Origin of the sequence: Methanosarcina acetivorans C2A, from assembly GCF_000007345.1 — an archaeon.
GTDB classification, from domain to species: Archaea; Halobacteriota; Methanosarcinia; order Methanosarcinales; family Methanosarcinaceae; genus Methanosarcina; species Methanosarcina acetivorans.
In genome coordinates this window covers 496,021-520,278 of record NC_003552.1, presented here as the reverse complement: position 1 = coordinate 520,278, position 24,258 = coordinate 496,021, and the positions used below count along the sequence as shown (strand labels likewise).

Below are 24,258 nucleotides of genomic sequence, written 5' to 3'. Positions count from 1 at the left end.
CAGTGTTTAGAAGGCCGGAGAAGGGGGTCTGTCGAAAATATATAGATAAAGTATATATCATCTGATTTGTATATCAAAGCCTATGAGTACTATAGGGAAATCCGTAAGGATTGAGCGTATTTTCAACAGGAATACAGGTAATGCTATTATCATTCCCATGGACCATGGAGTCGGGGCCGGTCCAATTTCAGGGCTTACAAACCTTCAGGAAGCTGTAAATAAGGTTGCAGAGGGGGGGGCCAATGCCGTTCTCGGGCATATGGGGCTTGCCAAACACGGGCACAGAGGATACGGGCACGATGTGGGCCTTATAATCCACCTCTCAGCTTCAACATCTCTTGCTCTTGACCCGAACCATAAAGTGCTTGTAACGACTGTGGAAGAAGCCATAAAAGTCGGAGCTGATGCCGTCTCGGTCCACATTAACATAGGGGCTGAGGACGAATTTGAAATGCTGCAGGATCTCGGTTATGTTGCAGGAAAATGCGATGAATGGGGAATCCCCCTCCTTGCAATGATGTATCCGCGCGGGAAAAAGGTCCGTTCCGAATACGACGTGGATGTTGTAAAACACGCAGCCAGAATCGGGGCCGAGCTCGGAGCAGATATCGTTAAAACAAACTACACCGGAAGCCCTGAAACTTTCAAAGAGGTTGTCAGTGGATGTCCCGTACCTGTGATTATTGCAGGCGGGCCCAAGATGGGCTCGGAAAAGGAACTGCTGGAAATGATCGAAGGCTCTCTTGAAGCAGGTGGCAGGGGTGTCGCAATCGGAAGAAACGTTTTCCAGGCAGAAGACCCCACAGGCCTTGTGCGGAGAATTGCAAAGATCGTTCACGAAGGCATGACCACAGAAGAAGTGATAAAACTGGGCAGCAATGTCTGACACCTGAATGTTTAAGGTAAACAAGGTAATTTATTAAAATAAATTTTGAAACTAATTAACTTAAATAAAATCTGAGTTTCGAATGGACTTAAGTAAAATCCGAATTTCAGATATGAGGGAGCGGGAAATTTACCATTCAGGAATTTTCCCTTACCCTTCCATCAGAAATGGAGGAGCAGCTCTTTTTCAGGAAAAATCCTTCTTAAGAGATTTAACGAACAAAAGTGAGGAGTTGACCTTAGAAACTCAACTCAGCTTTAGAAAAAGCGAAGAATACCTAACCAGATTTTTAAGTTTCAACTCGACTCGCTCCGGTGTTTTTAACTGAGTAAACCTTGATTGGGTAAGTCTTAACCAATAGACCTTAACCAATAGGCCTTAACCAAAAAACCTTAGCCGAAAGGCCTTAGCCGAAAAGCCTTGACAGGATAAGCCTTTTTAATCTTTTTTCGTTATTTTGTTCACATAGAATTACAACTTTTGAATGATGCCCCCGGAACTTATTAGAGACATCTCCGAAACCCCTGTCAGGATATGTCCGGAATTGCATTGACCTTATCAGGAACTTCAATCTAAATAGATGGATGTGAGACTTTCAACAATATGAACTTTTTTTTCAAAATAAGTTTTCCTTCCATTGAAAGTTTACCAGATCAGGAACCTGCTATTGTATACACCGGAAAAAGAGTATTTGTTTACCTGTAGATTCCAGTGGAAATAAGGGGGTTTGAAAATTACTACCTGTAGGGAAAAATGTGAGGTTTGTGTCTTGTGAGGAGTTAAGAGAATAACATCCGGGTAAACTAAAGAAAAAGGCAAGGGAAAGGGAATTTTTGTGAATACGAAGGCTTCTCGAGAGTGTAGATACATGTAAGAAGTCATTACAGTCTAAAACAATAGCAGAGTGAGTAAAAAAAGTTTCTTCTCTGAAAACAGAAATAAGTGAAACAATTGAGAAAATATATAGAAAAAAGATGAAATGTCATAGAACAGAAGAAAATACAGATCATAAAAAAAGTTAATCTGCAAATGTCTCCAGTGGAAACAATGGGGTGCCTGCTGGAGGAGAGAAAGAAAATTGAAGAGTTCCAGAGAAGGGGTTGAAAACCTGTAAAAAGATAAAGACACCTCTCAAATAGTAAAAATTAAAAACGAGAGTTTGGAATTTAGAGAGAATTACTGTTCCAGACCGGTAATTCATTCTATGAAACCATACATGAATCAAACTTAGAGCCTATCCGAAAAGTCCCGCTGCTCTGAAAGTTATCCATGCGCATGCTAAATGTAGCATTGCGAGATAATTCTCAATCTTCTTTTCCCATCTAATCAGCAGCCTCCTGAATCTATTCAGCCAAGAATGTGTCCTTTCCACTACCCACCTTCTTGCCCTGTAACCTGGTATATCTATTTTTATGTTTTCTTCTCCACGTTTCCTGATATGAGCAGTATATCCATAATCATTAACCAATTGTCTGATATCAGGAAAATCATATCCTTTATCCATGCATATATTCTGAGTTACTTTATGCGAAGGTCTTTCAATAATAATGGCATCAAGAGTCCCTTTCACAAGCATTTTATCGTGACGATTGGCACCATCCACAACAACAGAAAGCGGTATACCTTTTCCGTCTGTTAACAGACTCCTTTTTGTACCTTTTTTGCCACGATCAGTAGGATTTGCTCCTGTTCCAGCTCCACCCAATGGTGCTTTTGTCATAGCTCCATCAATAGCTTGCCATTCCCACTCTAGCCCTTCTTCATCATCATAATCCAGCAGACCTAATTGCCATATTTTCTCAAATAAGCCTGATATTTGCCATTCCTGAAATCGATCATGTACAGTGCTTGGTGCTCCATAACATCTTGGCAACGCTTTCCATTGGCAACCTGTACGAAGGAGGTAGAAAATGCCATTCATTATTTTCCGATCATCCTCTCGCGGTCTTCCAGCCTTCTTTTTAGGTTTGGGCAATGGCAGTAAAGCTTTTATTTTAGTCCACAATTCATCAGAGATCTCGTAGTCGTGTTCCGTTTTTCGTTTTGTCACTACAAAACATTACCCTAAATCGTAAGTAAAATACTTTTCGGATAGACACTTAATGCATTATATGAAGCCATACATGAATAAGGACATGCCTGAATCAGAAGTCTACAAAGGGTACAAGGTCACAACCTGTGCATTTCAGGCACATCGTCTTCGCAAGTCCGGGATCAAGCCCGTATTTCTTCAGGATCTCAGCTTCCATTTTCGCAAGTTTCAAAAGGCGTTCAGGAGACGGGCGTTCGGTAAAGCAGTCTCTGGACCTGAGAGGGTGAGGGTTTACCGGGCGTAAGATGGGGATTACTCCTATCTTTGCAAGGGTTTCGATTCCTTCCCGGACAGTAGCGTCGCTCTCCCCAAGCCCGATTATAAAGTTGCTGAAGACCCTGTTTTTTCCGAAAATTTCTACAGCCTCTTTGAGCCGGTCCAGGATATAGTCAAGGGAAAGGTCTCCACAGACTTTCCGGAAAATCTCTCTATCCATGGTTTCAACATTGTATTTGACTTCGGCAACTCCGGCATCATAAAATTTGCGGGAACAGCCTTCGGTCGGATAAACCGAAACTCCTATTGGGACATTGTATTTTTTGAGAGCAGGAAGCAGCTCGAGCACACGCTCAACTTCCCCTTCGATTGAGGTCTCTACTCCGGAAGTAAGAGAGATGGCTTTGAGAGTTCCGGCTTTCATGACCTCCTCAACTATGCTCAGGACTTCCTCTTCATTTTTGACATGCCCCTGAAGTTTGGGCACAGGGCAATATTTGCAGTCAAAGATACACCTCTCGCAGAGCGTGATGAAAGCCTGCTCAGGGCAGTGGGCAGGAGCAGGCTCAAGTTTTCCCCTGAGCAGTTCTTTTCCTTCATGTAAAAGCGCAACTGTTCCGTCCTCTCCTGCGGCTTCGATGGAAAGCAGGGAGTTCTTATTTACACTGAGCCGGACTCGCTTTTTCCCTGACCTGAAAAAGACGGAGCTGGTACCTGCTCCAGGACCTGCAGTAGAACCTCGTGCCCTTGGAATCAGCGAAGGGTCCACGGAAACGGAACCTGTAGAGATCAGAAAAGCCTTTATTTCCGGAGTAATTTGCGTGCCTTGCATTCGGATGTTCCTCAAAATAGTTATTTTTTCCTGTAGTTCCGGCCTGTTTGTCATCTCCACCAGATAGTATATAAATTATTCTGAAAATATAATTTAAACAGTCTGGAGCCAGCTTTGAAATAAGGAAGACTCTTTTCGTTGAATATTAATTTAGGATATCCGGCCCGAAAAAAAGCCTTTTTTCCCGGGAAAAGTCAAAGTAAGCACATATAAATAAAATAAATGCTATTTAAATTTTGAAGTTAATAGAGGAGGAGTAGATTTATGTTTAAGAAGTGGTTTCCAGTACTGGTAATACTCATATGTGCCATCTTTGCTGTTTCTTCGGGGTGTAGTGACAACAGCGAAGAGGACACAAATGTTCCGGAAGAATCGATTGAAGAAGTAAACGAAGAAGAGGCTTCTGCAGAAGACACCGAAAATGAAGAAAACGTTGAAGTGGAAATGGTTAGCGGAGACACCAGCAACTGGTGTGCTGTAGGATCTTCCTGGAAGTCAACAAACCCCCAGACAGGCGAGGAAGTAACAATGGAGATCGTAGGGACCGAAACTGTTGATGGGGTCCTGATGTGCAAAGCCGTTTATGAGACTAACGTCGAAGATGAAGATGTCTCCAGCATTGAATATTTATGGTCCGAAGACGGAGCAACCTATTTCTGGACTGCTTATGACTCTTCGGGAGACGTAATATCCGAAATGAGCATGAAAGACGGCAAAATGAAAATCGTAGATGAAGAAGGCAATGTGATGGAATATTCCCAGGGGCAATAAAAATTCCCAGGGACTATAAAATGAATACTCTGCAATTCTGCTGGATTTTTCCAGCATATTCTGTTTTTCTTAAAACTCGGACTTTATTCGTACTTATTCTGAACACTACTCCATAATTGGTTCTAAGAATCAATATTATAGAAATTTTTTATAGAGAGTCCAGATCCAAAAAAAAGAGAATTCACACCATTACATATCAAGAATTTGTGTTATAAACCAAATTTTATAATCTATTTTCAAAGCCGTTTTTGCAGGAAAGAAACGCCGGATTTATTTCCGAACATCTTTAAACTCCGATGCAAATATGGGAAATAAGAGGGCATAAGATACTGATTTTTCCCGAGATTTGGAGAGGTTATAAAGGTTCTATAATATTATACCAGTGAGTTAAAGTTAGATAGAGGTAACAATGATACGAGAATAAAATAACATTATGTGTTACATATAATTACAAAAGTGTTATATACATGAAGTGCATAGTATAACTTGCGTTCTCATCCCTTCAACACCCCACACTAGTACAAGATCCACTCCGCAAGTAAAGGGATAAAATAAATAAACAACTCGCAACCCGTGAGTCCAGTACCTCAATATCTCTTCCCAGACAAAAAAAGCATCATTTAAAGCCGTTCGGAACTTCCAGGTTTTTGGATGGGAACGCAAAATTATTTTCAGGAAATTTCTGCAACAGTTAGTAATTTGTGAATCTTTTCTGAAACTATTGACACTGTTTTAAGAAATATTATTCCAAAGATATTTCTTTCCAAGATATTGTTCATACATCGTTTCTAGAGATATTACTTCCAAATTATTGTATTATATAATACTATTTCATGCGTCTTCGGTTAAGTGAGGAATCATGATAAATTGCCTCCATTTTCGTAACAGTTCTCAAAAACTGTATCCCATTGGTGATTGGAACTGGATATCGATTTCATGTAAAAAGGACAAAATTTAAGGCGACTTTTGGTGCAAAATCGATATCCTTCAGGCAAGAAAATTCCTTAACCGATGACCAATGAATACTATTTTTGTGATTCATTTCCACGCCCTGAGCGACGCCCGAGCCTGCGTGCTTAAAGCAGAAAGGAAAATGAAAACACCCGGCAGGCAACTATTGCCCCAACAACGATTACACAGACTTCCTTTAAAAAATTCCGTATCCTTAAACCGGGAAAACAAAATCAAAATAATTATATATTTACCCTCCCGAATTTCAAAGGACATTTTTACGGCACAGGAAGGCATTAATGATGGAAGAAATAGATGAAATTGACCTTTTTCTGGATTCGCAGGTAAAAACCGAAAAAGAACTGATGCAGGAAAAATGTGAAAAAACCTACAATGCAGCATCCAGCCAGACCCGCAGAAATATAATGAGAACTGTTTGTTTTCTCGGGAAAAGGAAAGTAGAGCTTCTTAAAGAAACAGGTCTCGATGAAGCTGCTTTAAAGTTCCACACTGAAATTCTGATCAGTGCTGATTTTCTCTTCCAAGACGAAAAAGGCGTTTACAGGCTGACCGAACTCGGGCTGAAGGTGCTTCCCAAACTATGAAAAGTTTGCAGCCCGGATGGAAAATTAGCTCGGGATCGTTTTGAATATTTACCGGTTTTCATTTGTTATAACCACCTGGATAGAAGGCTTTACCAATTTTATATATATGAGTAAATATATTATACTTGTCAGCCCTAAATAAAAGATTCTTGCACAGAATCTACCTATACGGGATCTTCTTATACGGAATCTCTTTTCAGGATAATTTTCAGGATAAAAAAGGATAGAAAAACATGAAAGTCATGATCATAGGAGGTTTTCTCGGAAGCGGGAAAACAACTGCAATTCAGAAAATAAGCAGACAACTCAGTGATGCCGGAAAACGGATTGCTATTATCGTAAATGAAATCGGAGAAATAGGGCTTGACGGAGATACCCTCAAAAGCCCTGACATCAAAACTGAAGAATTGACAAGTGGCTGCATATGCTGCACCTTAAAAATCAGTATGCAGTACACTCTTCAGACCCTTGAAGAAGAATTCAGGCCTGAGATTGTGATTATCGAACCGACAGGTATTGCTTTTCCAGGGCAGATAAGGGAAGAAATCGAGATAATGGGGCTCTCCGAATTGTCCTTTGCCCCGATTGTGACCATAGTAGACCCGGGGCGTTTCGGCACCGAAGCAAAAGAAATCCCCAGGTTTATTGAGACCCAGGTAAAAGAAGCCGAAATCCTCGGGATAAATAAGGTGGACATAGCCCCTGCGGAAATAGTTATGGCAACAGAACAGATGCTTACCGAACTGAACCCTGAAGCTAAAATTCTGAAGTTTTCGGCAAAACTGGGAGATGAACAGTTCGAAAACCTGCTCGCCCACCTTTCGGTTCCCGGGACCGCGAAACCTCCACAGGAAAAGCAAAATTCCATTGAAATTTCGGAAGTTTCGGCCCACTCGGTACTCTATACCTTCAAGGTCTGCAGCCTTAACCCTGAAAAAGGCAGGTTCCTTATTGAAGAGAGCCTTCAAACCATAAGGGACAGGGTAGAAGAAATGAACCCCGAATTTATAGGGCATATCAAACTTTCCCTGAAGCTCCCGGACTTCATGGTAAAGGGCAGTGTGACATCCTCAGAAGAAACTCCGCAGGTGGAATTTATTCCCCGCAAAAATGAAAAGTTCGAACTCAGGCTGCTCTCCGCAATTACAAAGGTTCCGAAAGACAGGCTCAGAAATATCGTGGAAAGCACACTTGAAGCAAAGTTGAAGGAATCAGACATATCTTTTGAGAAAAAGGAACTGCACCACGGCACGCTTACGAAAATCGACGGGCTCATGAAAAAGAAGGTTTCGTATTAATTCCAGATATTTTAAGAAATCCGGTTCCAATCAACGAAAAAAATAAAAGCAACTATATTCAGTATCAAAAACTGAAACAAACTGATAAATTAAAGAACAAACTGATAAATTAAAGGATAAGAATTGGAGTTTCAATATGCAAGACGAAATTGACGAACTTGATGCTTATTTCGCCTCAAAGGGAGAAGTGACCGAAGCCGAAGCTGTCAAGCTGGACCACATGATGATGGAAAAAGTTTCCATAAACCCGGCGAGAAGGAAACTTCTCAGGATAGTCGGTATCTTTGGGAAAACCGAGGAACAGCTAAAAGAAGAGTCAGAGTTAACCGATTTTTTTTACAAATTCCATATGGATTTCCTGTTAAAAGAAGGACTCCTCAAATTTGAAGAAGGAATGTACCGGCTTACGGATTCCGGAATTACATTGCATGATTCCGTATGTTAAAAAAAAAGATTTTCTCATATTTTTTTGTTATTTTTATGTACTTTCAAAAACATAAATTTTCGGAGCTTGAGCCTTAGCTCCTTCCGATTATTGAAAATTGCCTTTTGCTAAAAAGCGATAAGTTTTTATGTTTATCTGAGTAATGGCGTTATGATCAATTTTTCGATATTCTATGGAAGTTTCAAAAACGCCCCGATATAATTTCCTGGTACATATCGAGCAAATCAAAAGGAGTGTGAAAAAAATATGCCAGCAATAGTTAATGCAGATGAATGTTCTGGATGCGGAACCTGTGTCGATGAATGTCCTTCTGAAGCAATCACCCTCGATGAAGAAAAGGGACTTGCAGTTGTCGATCAGGATGAATGTGTAGAGTGCGGTGCATGTGAAGAAGCATGCCCGAACCAGGCAATTAAGGTAGAAGAGTAAAAACAGAGCTCATTGTGGAATAATTATTTATTCCATTTTTTTCTTTTTCCTTTTTATCTTATCAAATCATTTCTTATCTCTCCGGAGGCAATTTTTTAGATGGTAGCAGTTAAAGCGGGTATTTTAGGCGCCACCGGCGCTGTAGGGCAGCGATTTGTAGAAGCACTTGCAAACCACCCCTGGTTTGAGATTACAGCCCTTGCAGCGTCCGAAAGAAGCGCTGGCAAAACGTATCGAGAAGCGGCAGGATGGAGGCTGGATACAGCCATGCCGGAAAGTGTCGAAAACATAGAGGTTGTTCCCGTAGACCCGAAAACCGTTGAAGCGGATGTGGTCTTTTCGGCTCTTCCTGCAGACCTTGCCCTTTCAGTGGAACCCGAGTTTGCAAAAGCCGGGTTTGCAGTTGCAAGCAATGCATCTTCCTACAGGATGGAAAAAGACATCCCTCTGGTGATTCCCGAAGTAAACCCCGAACACCTGGGACTCCTTGAGGTCCAGCAGGACACAAGGGGCTGGGACGGATACATCATTACTAACCCTAACTGCTCCACAATTGTCATGACAATTACCTTAAAGCCCCTCATACAGTTTGGGCTTGAAACCGTACAGGTAGCAACCATGCAGGCGATTTCCGGAGCAGGTTTCTCCGGCGTTGCAGCCATGGCAATCTATGATAACGTAATCCCCTATATAGGGAGCGAAGAAAAGAAGATGGAGACTGAAACCTTAAAGCTCCTCGGGGAATTTAATGGCTCGGAAATCGTGCCTGCAGACATGAAGGTCAGTGCTTCCTGCCACAGGGTCCCTGTAGTCGACGGGCACACGGAAGCCATCTGGGCAGGCATGAGGGATAAACCCACCCCTGAAGAGGTAAGAGAATCCTTCCTCAAATTTGACCCGAAGCTCGGAGAACTCCCCTCAGAACCAGGGAAAGCCCTTATAGTCCGGGACGAAGTCGACAGGCCCCAGCCGCGCCTTGACCGCAATATGGGAAAAGGCATGAGTGTTTCGGTGGGCAGGATCAGAGAAGGAATCCGTTACATCGCAATGGGGCACAACACAATCCGGGGAGCTGCAGGGGCAAGTGTCCTTAATGCGGAACTCCTGCACTCAATGGGCAAGCTCTGAGTTAAAGCAGAACTTGCGGCTCAAGAAAAATCGTAAAGAATAAGAATGAGAAGTAAAAGGTCTGAAAATCCGGACTTTTACTTTTCTTAAAACTCTTTTCTCAGAAACTTTTCGTTTTTTGTTTTTAATCTCTTTTTCTCGGGTTTTTCAAACACATTTTTAGATATTACTTTGTTTAGCTGGAAAGTTTGGCTGGAGAGTTTAGCTGGAGCAGTTATCTGGAGAGCTACTTTTCAGGCAGCTCTCGGGTAACATCAGGAAAAGAGTTTTCTTGCGACTTCTTCTGTCCTGCGCATGATCTCTCGAACAGGAATACCGCTGGCTTTTGCAATCTTTTTGCAGTCCTCAAACTCCGCAGAGATATTGAGCAGAACCCCTTCCGAGTCCCTGGCAACCTTGACTGCGGTTTCAAACTCCTGACCTTCGAGTTCTATTTTGATCCTTTCAATGTTGCGGGCAGCCATGAGCCTGTGGCGTGCAGGCATAACCCTGACTCCAAGCGACCCTGTTTCAACAATGATTTTCCTGGCGAGTTTCGCACTGTCTTCGGGCTTTGCAATGACTTTGATGATATGGGCAGGCCTTCCTTTTTTCATGGTTGCGGGCATAATCGCAACATCCCTTGCCCCCATCGAGAGCAGTTCTTCAAAAAGGTTGCCCAGAACTTCCCCGCTTACATCATCGGCATTGGTCTCAAGCACCTCAATTATATCCGAAATCAGGTGGGAGTCAGGTTCAAGAAGCACTCCCTGGAGCACATTGGGCCCTGGAAGGTCGGCATTTCCTGCCCCGTATCCGATGGCTATTGCCTTCCCCTGGGGAAAAGTCTCAACAGGCTTTGCAAAATGTGAAAGGATAGCAGCCCCTGTAGGGGTCAGCAGTTCCTTATTCACGCTCCCTCCTCTGAAATAGAGTTTCCCCTTTCTGAGAATCTCCAGAGTTGCGGGAGCCGGCACAGGAAGGGTCCCATGGGCACATTCTATTGTTCCGCTGCCCACGTTGATGGGAGTGCAGTAAACCGAATCACAGTTAAGCGAATGGAGGGCTGCAGAAGAACCTATGACATCGGCAAGGGCATCACTCTGTCCCACTTCGTGGAAATGGAGCATTTCAAGGTCGGGCTGCCCGTGGACGGCAGCTTCGGCTTCGGCCATTTTCAAAAAGATACTAAGAGTACTTGCTTCCAACTGAAGAGGTAGTTTTGCAGCCTTTACGAGGTCTACGATTTCAGGATACGTCCGGACATGTTCATTTTCAGGCACTTTTATGCGGACATCCAGGGCTTTTATTCCCTCTTTCACCACTTCCCTTATATCCATGGATACGGGCGCTGAAGCTTCAACAAGTTCCTTCACCGCTTGCTTGTCAGCTCCGAGATCGAGAGCGCACGCCAGAATCATATCCCCAGCTGCCCCTGAAAAGGGATTAAAGACCAGTGTTTTCATAAAGTTCCTCCCTAATCATACTCCTAAATTATCACAGTTATGCTTCTTCCTGTTCCTCTCTCGGTTCTTCTTCCTGCTTAAGGTCTTCGGGATTTTCTTTTTTTCCAGAAGCTGCAGCAATCATGTTTGCGATCCTGGCTGCATAAGCTCCTGCAACGAACCCTGCGTCAATATTTACCACTGCAAGGGTCGAACAGGACTGAAGCATTGATAGCAGAGCTGCTTTTCCTCCGCCGCCAGCCCCGTAACCCGTAGATACGGGAAGCCCTATTACAGGCACGTCGACAAGTCCTGAGACTATAGTCGGAAGCGTCCCCTCTCTTCCGGCTGCAACAACTATTGCCCCCGGATTCCGAATCTTGAGCTTCTGTAGTTCGGGGATCAGCCTGTGAATCCCTGCAACCCCTACATCGTAGACAGCTACGGTTTCGCAGCCCATCTCGGAAGCAACGACCCTGGCTTCTTCTGCAACAGGAATGTCTGCCGTGCCTGCGGATATTACTCCAACAACCCCTCCTGTAAGCGGAGCAGGAGTCCCGTCATGAATAACCACTGTGCGTGCACGGCTGTTCCACTCGAGTTTATCAGCACCAAAAGCCTTCATTAAAGCTTCCAGATGCGAGGCAGAGACGCGGGTAATCAGGGCTCTATTACTTTTTACTACCATAACCCTGGCAATCTCGACAACATCTTCAGGCTCCTTGCAGTCAGCAAGAATAGCTTCGACTACTCCGGTTCTGTTTTTTCTATGGGTATCCACTTTAGCTATATGCGAATAGGAAACAAAACCCAGACCTCGAACCTGCTGTTCTGCCGATTCAAGATCGATTTTTCCTTCTTTGACAGACTTTAATATATCAGTAAGATCCATGCGCCACCCTTAATCGAAAGGAATTGAATGCTTTAGCAATAAACAGCTTAAATACAAAGCTACCAGGCACTAATTTATTATTTTGGAGACTCTTTAGAGTTTCGTGCTAACTCATACAGGTTTGATTTTTATAATTATTTGGGTTACTACTTTGTAATTTGAGGTAAAAAAATCAAAATTCTAAAGCTGAATGAGTATAATTAACTGAAAAAGCTGAATGGGTATAGTTAACTGAATTTGGAGATCAGCAGTGAAAAATGGGAATATTGTTTAATCTGTTGGTAAAAGCCAGCTTAAACAATATCTTCATTTTGTCACTTTTCACTTCAAATCGTTCTTACTTTTAAATCTGCTTGTGCATCTCCTGTTTTACTATAGCAATCCTTTCCTCCAGATCGGATCCTTCAAGCTCTTCTGCAACTGACTCGAGAATCGTTGGAATATCGATGTGCTGGGGACACTTCTCAAGACACTGCCCACATTGTACGCACTGGGATGCCATTCCTGGTTTTCCACCTGAAACGGCGCCACTCAATAATCCTATATACAGCAAATTTGCATCTTCTGCATTGCCGAAAGTACTCAGGTGATTATAAATACTAAAACATTCAGGTATATTAACTCCTGAGGGACAGGGCATACAATACTGACAACCCGTACAGCCAACTTTCATAATCTGACGGTACTTTTGCTCAACTTTACTGACAAGTTGTAATTCGGCTTCTGTCAGAGAATTCGGATAAGCTTCGGATGCTATTTTCAGGTTTTCCTTTATGTGGACTTCTTCATTCATGCCTGAAAGCACGACAGTAACTTCAGGGTGATTCCATACCCATCTCAGAGCCCATTCCACTGGTGTACGTTCTACATCGGCTTCGCTCCAGATATTTTCAATAGCAAGTGGAACTGTCCTAGCGAGGTTGCCTCCTCGCAGAGGTTCCATGATCATAACTCCCAGTCCCTTTGAAGCTGCATATTTAAGTCCTTCAGTTCCTGCCTGATGTTTTTCATCCATGAAATTGTACTGAATCTGACAGAAAGTCCATGGATATGCATCTACGATTCTCTTAAAATCATTGGCTAATCCGTGGAAGGAAAAACCTGCATTAACAATCCGTCCGTCACTTTTTGCTTTCTCAAAAAAATCTATCACATTAAGAGCTTCTATTCTATCCCATGTTTCTCCTGAGAGGTTGTGAATAAGGTAATAATCGATATGATCTGTTTTAAGTTTCTCAAGCTGGGCATTCAGGAATTTATCCATATCCTCCCGGCTTTTCACCATCCAGCTGGGAAGCTTTGTTGCGAGTTTAACCTTTTCGCGGTATCCGTCGGCAAGGGCACGACCCAGGAATGGCTCACTCTCTCCCATGTGATAGGGCCAGGCAGTATCAACATAGTTCACCCCCTGGTCGATTGCATAACGTACCTGCCTGGTGGCTCTTTCTTCGTCGACGCTACCATCTTCTTTTACGGGAAGGCGCATGCACCCGAATCCAAGTATCGAAAGTTCGTCTCCATTTTTAGGCATTTTCCTGTACAGCATTTTTAGTTCTCCTGATTTATTGAATTGTTTAACCTGATCCTGATCGATCTTTGATTGACAGCTTATTTTTGCGAGAGATCATCCGTTAATTTATATATCTGATTGACTGGTCACTCGTGTGTGGAGTGAAATATTAATTTTGGGGCGAGGTCATTGTATAACTTAAGTTTTGTTGTGACTGATTAGTCAATCAACAGAATACTTAATACTATATAACTATTTGCCCCCTCAATAACGACGACATGAAAAGAAAAACTGATAAATAACTCACGGATATGACTCCGTATTGATTTCCTAACTAGCTGGGTATTTTGAGGCAGGTTTTCAATTAATCCCCAAATCTGATTAGCTGATATCACTCACGCAACGAGTGAAAAAAATTATTTTTTAGCCAGACCTCTCCAGATAATCCGGAATCCATCCTTTCCTTTATAATTTTATTTTCATCCTGTGATGAATCTGGATCAGGGATAAAGTTCACTATCGCTCTTCTAGCCTGATAAAACATTACAATGGTGAGCTCCTCGGAAAAGTCTCTGCTCTCTCCTGTTTCCTTTCCTTCATTCACAAAATGCACTACATTACTTATTGCTTTCTGGCATTATCTCATTTAAACAATGGGCTGATCCCAAAACTCAAAATTTGCTTTTTTGGATCTCATATTTAAGCTACATATCTAACCTCGTTTATGAAGCAATCCTGAATAACCCTAGATAATTAGATAAAACTGGGTTTTGGGATGAGTTCATATAGTAAAATGTTGGACTATTAACAACATAATATGAAAAAATAAAGGAGTGATTCAAAAAATGAAGTGTCAACAAGTCAATATTTTTAGGAAAATATTGTTTTGTTTGGTTTTATTATTTCTTTGTTTGATGATCGCTTCTGCTACGTATGCTGAGACTTATAATTTTGTTACTAAACGGGGTTCTTATGGTAGCGGAAACGGACAATTTCTTTTACCATGTGGTATTGCTGTAGATTCTTCGGGTAATGTTTATGTTGCCGATGACTTTAATCAGCGCATTCAGAAGTTTAACAGCAACGGCAGATACCTCACTCAATGGGATTCTTCACGCAGCGGAAACGGACAAATTTATGACCCAACTGATATTGCTGTAGATTCTTCGGGTAATGTTTATGTTGTTGAATCAGGATATTCACGCATTCAGAAGTTTGCTCCAAATTTCGTAGATTTCCCTTCAATTATTGTACTTGTTGCTGCAATCCTTGTTTTAACAGTAATATTTAGACGTAAAAAATGGTGAGGTTATCCTCTTTTAAACTTTTTATCAAAACTCCAACATGTATTTTTTCTCGGAGCATGGAATAAACGTTGAGCTTCTCCCAAAACTCAAAATTTGCTCTCTAAATCTTAAATCCAGAATAGTCAATCGAGCCCACAGATAATGATAATAATTCGGAGATTTCTACCGATGGAGTAATAAAATAGGTTTTGGGATAAGCTCTATGTTAAAACATGTGTAATACCCTATAATTATTTTTGTAGTTCCTTTTTAAGACATTCAGGGCATCCCACTCCTATTTTAGTCCATTTTCTACCTATATACATATAAACAGCTTGCTTATAGAATTCTCCGCAGTTTTCACATGGAGTATAATTCCCACCCTTCTTTGTTTTCGATTTGCCTATTTTCATATTCAACTCCTTTAAGTCTATAAGCATTAATCAAGATCTTTACCAGTACAGAAATTGAAAATTACATCAATAGCTAAATTTCCAGTAGATTTACAACACTACAAAAAACTTAAAGCAAAATTCATAAGGCAAAGCTTTAACTCTGCCCTAAATCTTAAAGAAAATAAATGCTTTTAAATCTTTTTATATGATCGCATTTAATACCTGCGATTCTCTCTGGGTTTCCTGTGATTAGGAAGACAATCCTTACAATAAACAGGCCGTCCTTCTGCTGGTTTGAATGGAACTTCAGTCTCAACACCGCAATCTGAACATATAGCCTTGTACATTTCTCTTGGAGCCGCTTTGTACATTCCTCTTGGAGATTCGAAATCTCCACGATTGTCGTACTTTCCCCTGAAGGGTTTTCCTCTGTCATTAAAAGCCATTTTATTTACCTTTGTTTGTAGTTGTCTTATTAGTGTTTAGGACGTATGCGGTTGAACTAAGAAATCAATAACATTAACTTCAAAGCTTAGAGTTCGAATGAAGATAAAAAACCACTGTGATTGATTTTGCACCCCAAATATATGTCCTATATCATATAATACGAGTAAGTTGTATATATACATACGTACTTGTATATATACATTTAATTTCTGGTTCTGTCATGTTACAGTTGCTGGACACTTTTTAAGCTCAATCATAGCTGAAAATTCTTTAGCCCTCATAGACTTGACAGTACCCAGAAAAGAGTGAGTACGTGAGGAACCACCTTCATCACGTACTTTTAGACTAAATTTAATGGAAGTTAAAGGTAAATTACTCCTTGGAGACTACAGATCTAAAGAACAAAATACCTCTTTGCTGTTGAAATCAAGTATCCGATTTACCAAAAGGTAAAAAATCATGTATGTATAGCTTTTTACCTTTTTTTGAAACTACACTCACCCGAGCCCAGAATCCTTTTGTTTCATGCTTTTCCGGACTCTGTTTTATATCCTAGCTGGCAGACCAGAACTGAATATTGAAGGTCCAACATAGAGCCCCGGAACTTGGAGACATTGATTTTTCAAGATAATCAGAGAGAAAGCCGGCTGGATCTTGACCACCTGCTTCTTTTGGAAGTTTACGCGCCCAGGTCCAACCTTCTTTTGTTTGGTAATGGCACAGATGTTCATCACCGGGCCGCCCCCGTAGCTAACCCATATCTTTTTAAGAAGTTTTATTGGCATTATCCAATTAATACCGAAAATTACAAGATGAAAGTGCAGCCTGCCGTTTTTCTGGAAATTAAAAAATCGCCTGCAAAGCAGGCAAATGCGTAAGTCCTATATGATTATCGTGTTACTGCTTTGCAATTTGAGGTAAAAAATCAAAATTCTAAAGCTGAATGAGTATAGTTAACTGAATGAAGATCAAAAGCGGAAAATGGAGATATTATTTAATCTGTTGATAAAAGTCAGCTTAAACAATATCTTCATTTTGTTTTTTCGGTACTTAGAATCGTTCTTGCTTTTACGCCTGCTTCTTGAACAACTGCCTTGCCATGGCAACTCTTTCCTCCAGATCGGATCCTTCCAGTTCTTCTACAACGGATTCGAGCATCGTTGGTATATCAATGTGCTGGGGACATTTTTCAAGGCACTGTCCGCACTGGACGCACTGGGATGCAAATCCGGTTTCTCCAACGGATATGGCACCACTCAACTGTGCGGCATAGAGGAACTTTGTCTCGTCTGCGTTGCCGGACAGATAGAGGTTGTTGTACAATTCAAAACAGAGTGGGATATTCACTCCTGCCGGGCAGGGCATACAGTATCTGCAGCCTGTACAGCCTACTTTCATCAGTTCACGGTACTTCCGCTCTACTTTTTTTACTAGTTGCAGTTCGGTTTCTGTAAGGGAATTCGGGTAAGCCTCGCCTGCCACTTTCAGGTTTTCTTCCACATGGGTTTCTTCATTCATCCCGGAAAGAACTACAGTGACCTCCGGATGGTTCCAAACCCAGCGAAGAGCCCATTCTGCAGGGGACCTCTTTATCGGGGCTTCGTTCCAGATATCTTTCACGGCTTGAGGCACGGTTTTTGTCAGGTTTCCTCCACGGAGAGGTTCCATGATGATAACACCAAGACCTCTGGAGGCAGCGTATTTTAGACCGGAAGTCCCTGCCTGGTTCTTTTCGTCCAGAAAGTTGTACTGGATCTGGCAAAAGTCCCAGTCATAAGCGTCCACTATCCGGTTGAAGGCCTCTCCCGAGCCATGGAAGGAGAAACCTGCATTTCTGATGCGTCCGTCAGCTTTGGCTTTGTCAAGGAAATCAGCCACATCCAACTTTTCAATATTGCCCCACAAATCACCAACGAGAGCGTGTATGAGATAATAGTCGATGTGGTCTGTTTTGAGTTTCTCCAGTTGAGCATTCAGGAACTTATCCATATCCTCCCGACTCTCTATAAGCCAGGAAGGAAGTTTTGTTGCGAGTTTAACTTTCTCGCGGTACCCGTCAGCAAGAGCACGACCCAAGAAAGGCTCGCTCTCTCCCATGTGATAGGGCCAGGCAGTATCAATATAATTCACTCCCTGGTCGATTGCATAACGTACCTGCCTGGTGGCTCTTTCTTCGTCTATATTACCATCTTCTTTTGCGGGAAGGCGCATGCATCCGAATCCAAGTATCGAAAGTTCGTCTCTATTTTTAGGCATTTTTCTGTATAACATTTTAGTTCTCCTGAATTTTTGAATTTTTAACTTGATCCTGATTGATTTTTGATTGACTGTTTATCGACTGGCTGCTTATTTTTGCGAGAGATCGATCAGTTAGTTTTTGTATCTGATAGACTGGTCACTCATAAAAAGAATGAAATACTTACTTTTGGGATGAGACTACTACAGAATGTAAATTGTTGTGACTGATCAGTCAATCAACAAAATACTTAATATTATATAACCATTTGCCCTCTCAATAACTACTGAATGAAAAGAGAAATGATAAATAACACTCACGAATATGACTCCGAACTGATTTCCCAGAAAGATCCATGATCTGCGAATCAATTCAAAAGTCAAGTTTTATGAACCTATTCCAGAATGAGGTACTGGAAAGATTTACCCTTAAGTCCCGCCAAAAGTAGAGTATTCGTCCACGGAAAAAGGAAAGTGTTGCCTATGTTACTTTCCAAGCTGGGTGTTGAAGGCGGAAAGGTGATTGTTCGAGCCTCGCAGCAAGTTGCCGTAGACAATCTTGATATCGCTGTTCGTGGTATTAGCGAGATCTGCTTCTAGATCGCGAATGTCTTTCTCCTCGATGATCACACCTACTTTAAGAGCATCTTCCCTGGAGACACTTCCCTGCTGGATCAGCTGATTGTAGAGTTCCTGCAGCTCGGGATTGGTGAACTCTCCCTCAGAAGTCGTGGAGGCTGGATCCTGCACGCCATACTGCGTCAGTAAGGATTTCACTGCATCTGTATGTTCCTGTTCGCTCGCAGCGATGTTTCTGAAGATGGGTATATTCCATTTGTCGTAGAGGTAGAGGTACACGTCTCTTGCTAACTTCTCTTCCTCTCGCATGTATATGAGAGAGTTTATTTCCGTATCATTCAAAACGGAATCCTGTAAAGTGACGCCCGACGTATCCGTACTTTCGGAGTTTGTCCCGTTTTCCTGGCATCCCGAAATCCCGACCACTGCGGTGATCAGTAGCAGGACAAAAAAAGTTAAGCTGCTTATGTTTTCCCTAATTTGTATCACTCCCAGATAATTTATCATTTTATGTATACTTAGTTAAATAGCTATTGATGATGTTTAAAATATGCTATTATGCGGATCAATTTTCCTGAGGCAGCTTGCTGGGATGCGTTCCTGAGAGTATCAGCAATTGGGGAGTTTTGGTCATATATTGCAGTTGTATATCGTGCACATGTGACCCGTTATTTCACTCCAAACAAGGTACTGGAACAATAATCGTTCCAGAAAAGACCTCATCTCTCCGGTCACATCCCCGAAGTAGATAGAAGCTCCAAGAATAAAGGTATCGACTTCTTCTATTTTATTAAGGACAGGGGTCAGTTCATCTTTCATGGCACATACGCCATAGCTTTGACCGCCTACTCTCTTGCAGGCAAAGCAGCTTATGAACCTTTTGTAGTTTAGATCATAAAGTGGATGAGTTCTGTTTCCGCACCCTTGGATTCTGCTCCCTTACGTGCATGTTCCAGGATTATTGCAGTGTTCATATTCTTCCTATGACTACCATTGATTGCTATTCTCTTCATGTAATCATCTCATTTTGATTTCTAATGGGATCATTTTAGATTTTCAGAGAAGAATGATTCTAATTTGTCAAATGGAATCATGTCGGTCCTGTCGTACAGATCAATATGTCTTGCTCCCGGAACAACGTAGAGTTCTTTCGGTTCAGCAGCCCTTTCATAGGCATCTTCACTGAAATACCTGGAGTGAGCATTTTCACCGATGATGAACAAAATTGGTCGTGGTGAAATGGTATCAATATAGTTCATCAATGGGAAATTCATGAATGACATGCTACTTGTAATAGTAAATGCGGCTCCTGCATTAGGATGATGTCCACGCTCCATTCCGTAGTATTCAAAAAATTCACTTGAAATTGGATCTAATCCTTCTGGGATTGAATCAGCTGGTTCACTTGGGAAACCCATAGGCACTTCTGGAGTACCATTCTCAAAGTCTTTCCATCGTTGCTCGCCCAACTGAACTAAAGTTTGAGCACGCTGTTCATCAGTCATTGTTTTTCCAAATCCATCTCTTATCATGCTACTTATATCATACATACTTGCAGTAGCAACTGCTTTGATACGTGGGTCAACTTGAGCTGTAGTAATTGAAAATCCGCCACTTCCACAGATACCGATAGCGCCGATTCTATTTCTGTCCACAAAAAGGCGTGTTCCCAAAAAGTCTACTCCTGCACTAAAATCTTCAACAAATATATCTGGAGAAGAAACATGTCTTGGTTCACCACTGCTTTCGCCATTAAAAGATTCATCGAACGCAATAGCAACGAATCCTCGTTCTGCCATATTCTGTGCGTAAATACCAGCCCCTTGCTCTTTTACACCTCCATAAGGTGTTCCTATAACAATTGCTGGATATTTTTTAGACATATCAATATCTTTTGATAAGTACATGTCTGCTACAACGGTAATTCCGTACCTATTATTATAGGATACTTTTTCTACAGTTACCTTTTCACTGAGTTCAAAAGTTTTCCCACTAGATTCATTTTTAGATTCCATATTTCCCGACATTCTTAGTTCTCCTGAATATTAGAATTGTATCAAATAGTATTACTACTGACTGATCAGTCAGTAATAGATAGGGGTTTTAGTATATATTTACTTTGATTGACTAATCACTCATAAAAAGCGTGAAAAAATTAGTTTTTAGTTAGACCTCTCCGGATAATTCTTCAAATATCTGTTCGCATGATTCTACTCTGATCATTGTACCTCATCCTTCAATCAAACTGTTTTTCCCATTTCATATGCCTGTTCCATTGCTTTGCTTCCCTTGATATCTCCTACGTTCCAGGCACCCGTTCCATAGACAACGCCTTTTTCATTTGGCCCTTTAAGGCAGGAAGTAAAACCTCTGAATCCCTCAAGTGTTCTCTCCATGGCCGGTTCACTATCGGAGGCAGCTGCTACGATGAAATAGAAATCCTTGTAATTGATCTCTGTGTATCGGGCGCAAGTGCGGTCTATCAGGGTCTTCATCTGACCATTCATTGTGTAGAAGTACACCGGAGTGGCCATTACGATCACATCTGACGCGATCATTTTATCCAGGATCTCGTCCATGTCGTCCTTTTGGGAACATCCATTCCCTCTGTTAAAGCAGACCCCACATCCTGTACAGTAAGCGATCGTCCTGTCATTCACAAAGATCTTCTCCGCCTGATTGCCCGCCTCTTCCGCTCCACGTATGAACTGGTCGCACAGCAGGTCGGAGTTTCCGCCTTTTCTTGGACTTGCAGACAACACTAATACTTTTTTGCTCATTTGTATTATCCTCCATATTCTTGATTATGTTTTATACTCGGCAAATTTGAGCTTTGAGATAAGTTCATTATATAATGTGAATGTCAATATTGACTGATTGGTCAATCATCAGATACTTAATGCTATATAACTATTTGCTTCCTCAAAAAAATGAGAATAAAAAAGAAATTGATAACTAACTCATGGATATGACTCCTGATTGATTAAAGGAAAGTTTTCAATTAATCTCTATATCTGAATGACTGATTTTTAGTTCGCAGTCGCTATAATTAGGGAGAATTAATCAAATGAAAGTTAAATTAAAAAAATAAGTTAAGTTCTTATTTTAACCATACTTAATGGAATTTGATTATAGGCTTAACTACATCATCCCTCTTATCAAATTGCTTATATGCTTCAGGAGCTTCATCAATGCTGATACGGTCAGATACTATGAAGCTTGGTTTTGCTTTACCATTGAATATCAAATTTCTTAAAAACCCGTGCATTTGTTTAACAGGTGTCGGTCCAGTACCTATAGATACTCCTTTGAACCATAATTCAGCCCACGGAAGCGTTAAATATCCTTGTTTCTCATTCTCATCCTTACCGGCAGGATCTGGACTATAAACACCAATTACTCCAATGCTGCCCCCTGGGGCTATAATTCTTGCGATGTCCATTAAAACTTGGTTTGGCTTAAATTCTTCAGAATTATTTCTATCAAGTGCTTGATAACCCACTGCATCAATTGCACAATCCACACCTAAAACCTTTTCTTCTCCAGGCCTTAGAGAACTCATTAAATTTTTGTTATTTTGACGGATTTGCATTATCATCTCAACGGGATCACCATCTGTAAAGTTAATTGGAACTGCACCAATTGATTCAGCAAGTTTTAAACGTTTATCAGATTTATCAACAACGTAGACTTCACTTGCACCCATTAACATTGAACTGTACGCTGCAAGTAAACCCACAGGCCCGGCGCCAAAAACAGCTACCGTTTTCCCAGTTTTTACTTTAGCTAACTCTGCTGCATAATATGCAGTTGGAAATATGTCTGCAAGCATCACAAAATCATCTTCAAATTCATCCCCCGGCTCACCGGGTAATTTTAAGCAAGCCCAATCTCCATAAGGAACTCTCAGGTACTCAGCTTGTCCACCAGCATATGGTCCCGCTCCAGGATATCCATAGTTTGCTATAGCTGCGTCTGGATTCATGGTAAGACACATATTGGTTAAACCTCTGATACAGTTCAAACAAGATCCACATGCAACATTAAATGGTATTACTACCCTATCACCAGGTTTAACTAGCTCAACTGCATCTCCAACCTCTTCAACAACTCCCATTGGTTCATGTCCTAAAATTGTTCCTAATCCGTCAGGACCATGGCCATCATATAGATGTAAATCACTTCCACAGATTCCACTACTTGTCACTTTTATAATTACGTCAGTTGGCTTCTCTATTTCTGGTTTTTTAACTTCTTCAACATCTACATTTCTTGGTCCTTTATATACCACGGCTTTCATTTTAGCCCCCCATATTGGATTTTGTATAAATAGTATTATTTTACAAGAATATCGTATTCTGAGTTATTCTAACTTGTTATATTCTTCATCAGTTACGGGTTCAAGCCATTCGGCCGTACCTGCACTAACATTCGTCTCAACGGAAAGGTGTACGAACCAGCTATCATGTGCTGCTCCATGCCAGTGTTTCACATTCGGATGAATTTTTACTATATCACCTGGATTAAGTTCCTGTGCAAGCTTTCCTTCTTCCTGATAGTAACCACGTCCGCCTGTTACTAACAGAATCTGTCCGCCCGGATGCTTATGCCAGTTATTCCGACAACCTGGTTCAAACGTTACATTGCCTATTGGACAATTAAATTCATTATCTCTTGGCACCAGCATGCTAAGCCATGCTTTACCTGAAAAATACTTGCTGAACATTTCCGGAAGTTCTTCTCCTTTCGGGAAGATTACACTTTCACTTAAATTGTTTGATTTATTCATGATTTATTCTCCTTCAAATTTTTTCGTGATACTACTTTCTTTTCAGCACCATATGGAAGTTACCGATAATTGCCGACATTACATGTTCCAAAGAACGGAAGCAAGTAGTAAGCCCAATGACCATTAACACCGATCTTGATCCAAAATTCTAAGTAGTATGGGATGTGCCGTTAGTGCGCTAACTGTCCTCCGTCAACACGCATCACATCTCCGGTCACAAAGGAAGCTGCATCTGAACAAAGCCACAGAACCGCAATGGCGATCTCCTCGGGCCTGCCCATTCTTCCGATTGGCTCCTGCTCGATTATTTTTTCGTAACCCTCGGGAGTGCCCCCGCTATACCGTTCCATCATCGGAGTGTCGGTCATTCCAGGACAGACTGCATTGATCCGGATATTTGACTTGGCATAATCAAGAGCAGCTGTTTTTGTAAGCCCTACCACCCCATGCTTACTGGCAACATATGGTGAGATATCTGGAAAACCGGTCAGTCCGGCCCCGGAGGAACAATTTACAATTGCTCCGGCACCTTGCTTAAGCATCTGCGGAATCTCATACTTCATACAGAGGAAGACTCCTGTGAGATTAGTGGCAATGACCCGGTTCCACTCTTCAACCGGATATTCAGCGGTTATTACGGTTTTTCCTTCAATGCCGGCATTGTTAAAAGCGTAATCAAGCTGACCGAATGTTTGGATGATCTTTTCTATAGCATTTTTCACATCTTCCTCACGTATCACGTCGCACTTGATGGCTAATGCTTGTCCGCCAAGTTCTTCAATCCTACGAACAGTCTGTTCAGCCCCTTGATTGTGATAAGTCAGTGCCACATTAGCGCCCTCACGAGCAAAAGCTACCGCAGTGGCCTGACCAATGCCGGTCGCCCCTCCGGTAACGAATGCAACTTTCCCCAAAAATTGCTTAGTCTCGTTAATAGCCATTCTTTTCCCCCTATTTTTGCATTTATGAAAAACGGGACTAATAATATATTGTAAGCTTATAATATTCACTATAAAGTTCCACTAGGAATTTCTATTCCCGGCGAGCT

26 protein-coding genes are annotated in these 24,258 nt (G+C 41.6%); 8 read left to right on the top strand and 18 right to left on the bottom strand.

Annotated features, from left to right (window positions below; genetic code table 11):
- The first annotated feature begins 82 nt into the window (after positions 1 to 82).
- The gene (locus MA_RS02300) at positions 83 to 886 is read left to right on the top strand and encodes a 2-amino-3,7-dideoxy-D-threo-hept-6-ulosonate synthase (RefSeq protein ID WP_011020491.1); all 804 of its coding nucleotides are present in this window, start codon (positions 83 to 85) and stop codon (positions 884 to 886) included.
- 1,234 nt (positions 887 to 2,120) lie between these two features.
- On the opposite strand, the gene MA_RS02290 is transcribed toward MA_RS02300, so the two are convergent.
- Entirely contained in the window at positions 2,121 to 2,936 is an 816-nt protein-coding gene (locus tag MA_RS02290; protein ID WP_011020489.1) for an IS5-like element ISMac11 family transposase, read from the bottom strand.
- 94 nt (positions 2,937 to 3,030) lie between these two features.
- Positions 3,031 to 4,026 (bottom strand): radical SAM protein, encoded by a 996-nt coding sequence (locus MA_RS02285; protein WP_048066092.1) that lies wholly within the window; start codon positions 4,024 to 4,026, stop codon positions 3,031 to 3,033.
- A 264-nt stretch (positions 4,027 to 4,290) separates the two neighbouring features.
- Between MA_RS02285 and MA_RS28300 the strand changes: the two genes are divergently transcribed.
- The 6 genes from MA_RS28300 (at position 4,291) to asd (ending at position 9,653) form a co-directional block, all read left to right on the top strand.
- On the top strand, positions 4,291 to 4,797 hold the full coding sequence (locus MA_RS28300; RefSeq protein ID WP_011020487.1) for a hypothetical protein: 507 nt from the start codon (positions 4,291 to 4,293) through the stop codon (positions 4,795 to 4,797).
- 1,250 nt (positions 4,798 to 6,047) lie between these two features.
- Positions 6,048 to 6,353 carry a hypothetical protein gene (locus MA_RS02275; RefSeq protein WP_011020486.1) on the top strand — a complete coding sequence of 102 codons (306 nt, stop codon included), beginning with the start codon at positions 6,048 to 6,050 and terminating at the stop codon, positions 6,351 to 6,353.
- A 233-nt stretch (positions 6,354 to 6,586) separates the two neighbouring features.
- Entirely contained in the window at positions 6,587 to 7,651 is a 1,065-nt protein-coding gene (locus tag MA_RS02270; RefSeq protein WP_011020485.1) for a CobW family GTP-binding protein, read from the top strand.
- A 136-nt stretch (positions 7,652 to 7,787) separates the two neighbouring features.
- Complete coding sequence (locus MA_RS02265) at positions 7,788 to 8,096, top strand: hypothetical protein (protein WP_011020484.1); 309 nt, start codon at positions 7,788 to 7,790, stop codon at positions 8,094 to 8,096.
- A 246-nt stretch (positions 8,097 to 8,342) separates the two neighbouring features.
- Complete coding sequence (locus MA_RS02260) at positions 8,343 to 8,525, top strand: indolepyruvate ferredoxin oxidoreductase subunit alpha (RefSeq protein ID WP_011020483.1); 183 nt, start codon at positions 8,343 to 8,345, stop codon at positions 8,523 to 8,525.
- Positions 8,526 to 8,624: 99 nt separating this feature from the next.
- Complete coding sequence (gene asd / locus MA_RS02255) at positions 8,625 to 9,653, top strand: aspartate-semialdehyde dehydrogenase (RefSeq protein WP_011020482.1); 1,029 nt, start codon at positions 8,625 to 8,627, stop codon at positions 9,651 to 9,653.
- 254 nt (positions 9,654 to 9,907) lie between these two features.
- Here asd and larC read toward each other — a convergent pair whose 3' ends face one another.
- The 4 genes from larC to MA_RS02235 form a co-directional block, all read right to left on the bottom strand.
- Entirely contained in the window at positions 9,908 to 11,098 is a 1,191-nt protein-coding gene (gene larC, locus MA_RS02250; protein ID WP_011020481.1) for a nickel pincer cofactor biosynthesis protein LarC, read from the bottom strand.
- Between the two features lie 37 nt (positions 11,099 to 11,135).
- Complete coding sequence (gene larB, locus MA_RS02245; RefSeq protein ID WP_011020480.1) at positions 11,136 to 11,969, bottom strand: nickel pincer cofactor biosynthesis protein LarB; 834 nt, start codon at positions 11,967 to 11,969, stop codon at positions 11,136 to 11,138.
- A 343-nt stretch (positions 11,970 to 12,312) separates the two neighbouring features.
- A complete protein-coding gene (locus MA_RS02240) occupies positions 12,313 to 13,515 on the bottom strand; it encodes an aldo/keto reductase (protein ID WP_011020479.1) in 1,203 nt (400 codons plus the stop codon).
- Positions 13,516 to 13,870: 355 nt separating this feature from the next.
- Positions 13,871 to 14,083, bottom strand: coding sequence for a hypothetical protein (locus MA_RS02235; protein WP_193589513.1), 213 nt, complete (start codon positions 14,081 to 14,083; stop codon positions 13,871 to 13,873).
- Positions 14,084 to 14,393: 310 nt separating this feature from the next.
- Between MA_RS02235 and MA_RS02230 the strand changes: the two genes are divergently transcribed.
- On the top strand, positions 14,394 to 14,786 hold the full coding sequence (locus tag MA_RS02230; protein ID WP_226990920.1) for an SBBP repeat-containing protein: 393 nt from the start codon (positions 14,394 to 14,396) through the stop codon (positions 14,784 to 14,786).
- A gap of 230 nt (positions 14,787 to 15,016) precedes the next feature.
- Here MA_RS02230 and MA_RS02225 read toward each other — a convergent pair whose 3' ends face one another.
- The 12 genes from MA_RS02225 to MA_RS02175 form a co-directional block, all read right to left on the bottom strand.
- Positions 15,017 to 15,178, bottom strand: coding sequence for a hypothetical protein (locus MA_RS02225; RefSeq protein ID WP_157860079.1), 162 nt, complete (start codon positions 15,176 to 15,178; stop codon positions 15,017 to 15,019).
- Between the two features lie 197 nt (positions 15,179 to 15,375).
- The gene (locus MA_RS02220; protein WP_083755869.1) at positions 15,376 to 15,606 is read right to left on the bottom strand and encodes a CxxC-x17-CxxC domain-containing protein; all 231 of its coding nucleotides are present in this window, start codon (positions 15,604 to 15,606) and stop codon (positions 15,376 to 15,378) included.
- A 546-nt stretch (positions 15,607 to 16,152) separates the two neighbouring features.
- Positions 16,153 to 16,392: a hypothetical protein gene (locus MA_RS26425; protein ID WP_011020475.1), complete on the bottom strand. Its 240-nt coding sequence runs from the start codon at positions 16,390 to 16,392 to the stop codon at positions 16,153 to 16,155.
- A gap of 283 nt (positions 16,393 to 16,675) precedes the next feature.
- Positions 16,676 to 17,878 carry an aldo/keto reductase gene (locus MA_RS02210; RefSeq protein WP_011020474.1) on the bottom strand — a complete coding sequence of 401 codons (1,203 nt, stop codon included), beginning with the start codon at positions 17,876 to 17,878 and terminating at the stop codon, positions 16,676 to 16,678.
- A gap of 450 nt (positions 17,879 to 18,328) precedes the next feature.
- Positions 18,329 to 18,928 carry a DUF2202 domain-containing protein gene (locus MA_RS02205; protein ID WP_011020473.1) on the bottom strand — a complete coding sequence of 200 codons (600 nt, stop codon included), beginning with the start codon at positions 18,926 to 18,928 and terminating at the stop codon, positions 18,329 to 18,331.
- Between the two features lie 123 nt (positions 18,929 to 19,051).
- Positions 19,052 to 19,240, bottom strand: a complete 189-nt coding sequence (locus tag MA_RS29270; RefSeq protein WP_282679574.1) for an NAD(P)H-dependent oxidoreductase — start codon at positions 19,238 to 19,240, stop codon at positions 19,052 to 19,054.
- 68 nt (positions 19,241 to 19,308) lie between these two features.
- The gene (locus MA_RS29265) at positions 19,309 to 19,395 is read right to left on the bottom strand and encodes a hypothetical protein (protein WP_282680155.1); all 87 of its coding nucleotides are present in this window, start codon (positions 19,393 to 19,395) and stop codon (positions 19,309 to 19,311) included.
- 69 nt (positions 19,396 to 19,464) lie between these two features.
- Positions 19,465 to 20,448, bottom strand: a complete 984-nt coding sequence (locus tag MA_RS02195; protein WP_011020472.1) for an alpha/beta hydrolase — start codon at positions 20,446 to 20,448, stop codon at positions 19,465 to 19,467.
- 213 nt (positions 20,449 to 20,661) lie between these two features.
- Positions 20,662 to 21,201: a flavodoxin family protein gene (locus tag MA_RS02190; RefSeq protein ID WP_011020471.1), complete on the bottom strand. Its 540-nt coding sequence runs from the start codon at positions 21,199 to 21,201 to the stop codon at positions 20,662 to 20,664.
- A 335-nt stretch (positions 21,202 to 21,536) separates the two neighbouring features.
- Positions 21,537 to 22,721, bottom strand: coding sequence for a glutathione-independent formaldehyde dehydrogenase (locus MA_RS02185; RefSeq protein ID WP_011020470.1), 1,185 nt, complete (start codon positions 22,719 to 22,721; stop codon positions 21,537 to 21,539).
- A 63-nt stretch (positions 22,722 to 22,784) separates the two neighbouring features.
- On the bottom strand, positions 22,785 to 23,210 hold the full coding sequence (locus MA_RS02180; RefSeq protein ID WP_011020469.1) for a cupin domain-containing protein: 426 nt from the start codon (positions 23,208 to 23,210) through the stop codon (positions 22,785 to 22,787).
- Positions 23,211 to 23,380: 170 nt separating this feature from the next.
- Complete coding sequence (locus MA_RS02175; RefSeq protein ID WP_011020468.1) at positions 23,381 to 24,151, bottom strand: SDR family oxidoreductase; 771 nt, start codon at positions 24,149 to 24,151, stop codon at positions 23,381 to 23,383.
- Positions 24,152 to 24,258 lie beyond the last annotated feature (107 nt).

Coding starts and splice junctions, on each gene's coding strand:
- larC (WP_011020481.1), bottom strand. CDS start 11,098: ATGAAAACACTGGTCTTTAATCCCTTTTCAGGGGCAGCTGGGGATATG.
- MA_RS26425 (WP_011020475.1), bottom strand. CDS start 16,392: ATGCCAATAAAACTTCTTAAAAAGATATGGGTTAGCTACGGGGGCGGC.
- MA_RS02175 (WP_011020468.1), bottom strand. CDS start 24,151: ATGGCTATTAACGAGACTAAGCAATTTTTGGGGAAAGTTGCATTCGTT.
- asd (WP_011020482.1), top strand. CDS start 8,625: ATGGTAGCAGTTAAAGCGGGTATTTTAGGCGCCACCGGCGCTGTAGGG.
- MA_RS02220 (WP_083755869.1), bottom strand. CDS start 15,606: ATGGCTTTTAATGACAGAGGAAAACCCTTCAGGGGAAAGTACGACAAT.
- MA_RS28300 (WP_011020487.1), top strand. CDS start 4,291: ATGTTTAAGAAGTGGTTTCCAGTACTGGTAATACTCATATGTGCCATC.
- MA_RS02225 (WP_157860079.1), bottom strand. CDS start 15,178: ATGAAAATAGGCAAATCGAAAACAAAGAAGGGTGGGAATTATACTCCA.
- MA_RS02260 (WP_011020483.1), top strand. CDS start 8,343: ATGCCAGCAATAGTTAATGCAGATGAATGTTCTGGATGCGGAACCTGT.
- larB (WP_011020480.1), bottom strand. CDS start 11,969: ATGGATCTTACTGATATATTAAAGTCTGTCAAAGAAGGAAAAATCGAT.
- MA_RS02300 (WP_011020491.1), top strand. CDS start 83: ATGAGTACTATAGGGAAATCCGTAAGGATTGAGCGTATTTTCAACAGG.
- MA_RS02230 (WP_226990920.1), top strand. CDS start 14,394: ATGATCGCTTCTGCTACGTATGCTGAGACTTATAATTTTGTTACTAAA.
- MA_RS02205 (WP_011020473.1), bottom strand. CDS start 18,928: ATGATAAATTATCTGGGAGTGATACAAATTAGGGAAAACATAAGCAGC.
- MA_RS02190 (WP_011020471.1), bottom strand. CDS start 21,201: ATGAGCAAAAAAGTATTAGTGTTGTCTGCAAGTCCAAGAAAAGGCGGA.
- MA_RS02270 (WP_011020485.1), top strand. CDS start 6,587: ATGAAAGTCATGATCATAGGAGGTTTTCTCGGAAGCGGGAAAACAACT.
- MA_RS02180 (WP_011020469.1), bottom strand. CDS start 23,210: ATGAATAAATCAAACAATTTAAGTGAAAGTGTAATCTTCCCGAAAGGA.
- MA_RS02185 (WP_011020470.1), bottom strand. CDS start 22,721: ATGAAAGCCGTGGTATATAAAGGACCAAGAAATGTAGATGTTGAAGAA.
- MA_RS02275 (WP_011020486.1), top strand. CDS start 6,048: ATGATGGAAGAAATAGATGAAATTGACCTTTTTCTGGATTCGCAGGTA.
- MA_RS02210 (WP_011020474.1), bottom strand. CDS start 17,878: ATGTTATACAGAAAAATGCCTAAAAATAGAGACGAACTTTCGATACTT.
- MA_RS29270 (WP_282679574.1), bottom strand. CDS start 19,240: ATGAAAGATGAACTGACCCCTGTCCTTAATAAAATAGAAGAAGTCGAT.
- MA_RS02285 (WP_048066092.1), bottom strand. CDS start 4,026: ATGCAAGGCACGCAAATTACTCCGGAAATAAAGGCTTTTCTGATCTCT.
- MA_RS29265 (WP_282680155.1), bottom strand. CDS start 19,395: ATGAACACTGCAATAATCCTGGAACATGCACGTAAGGGAGCAGAATCC.
- MA_RS02265 (WP_011020484.1), top strand. CDS start 7,788: ATGCAAGACGAAATTGACGAACTTGATGCTTATTTCGCCTCAAAGGGA.
- MA_RS02195 (WP_011020472.1), bottom strand. CDS start 20,448: ATGTCGGGAAATATGGAATCTAAAAATGAATCTAGTGGGAAAACTTTT.
- MA_RS02240 (WP_011020479.1), bottom strand. CDS start 13,515: ATGCTGTACAGGAAAATGCCTAAAAATGGAGACGAACTTTCGATACTT.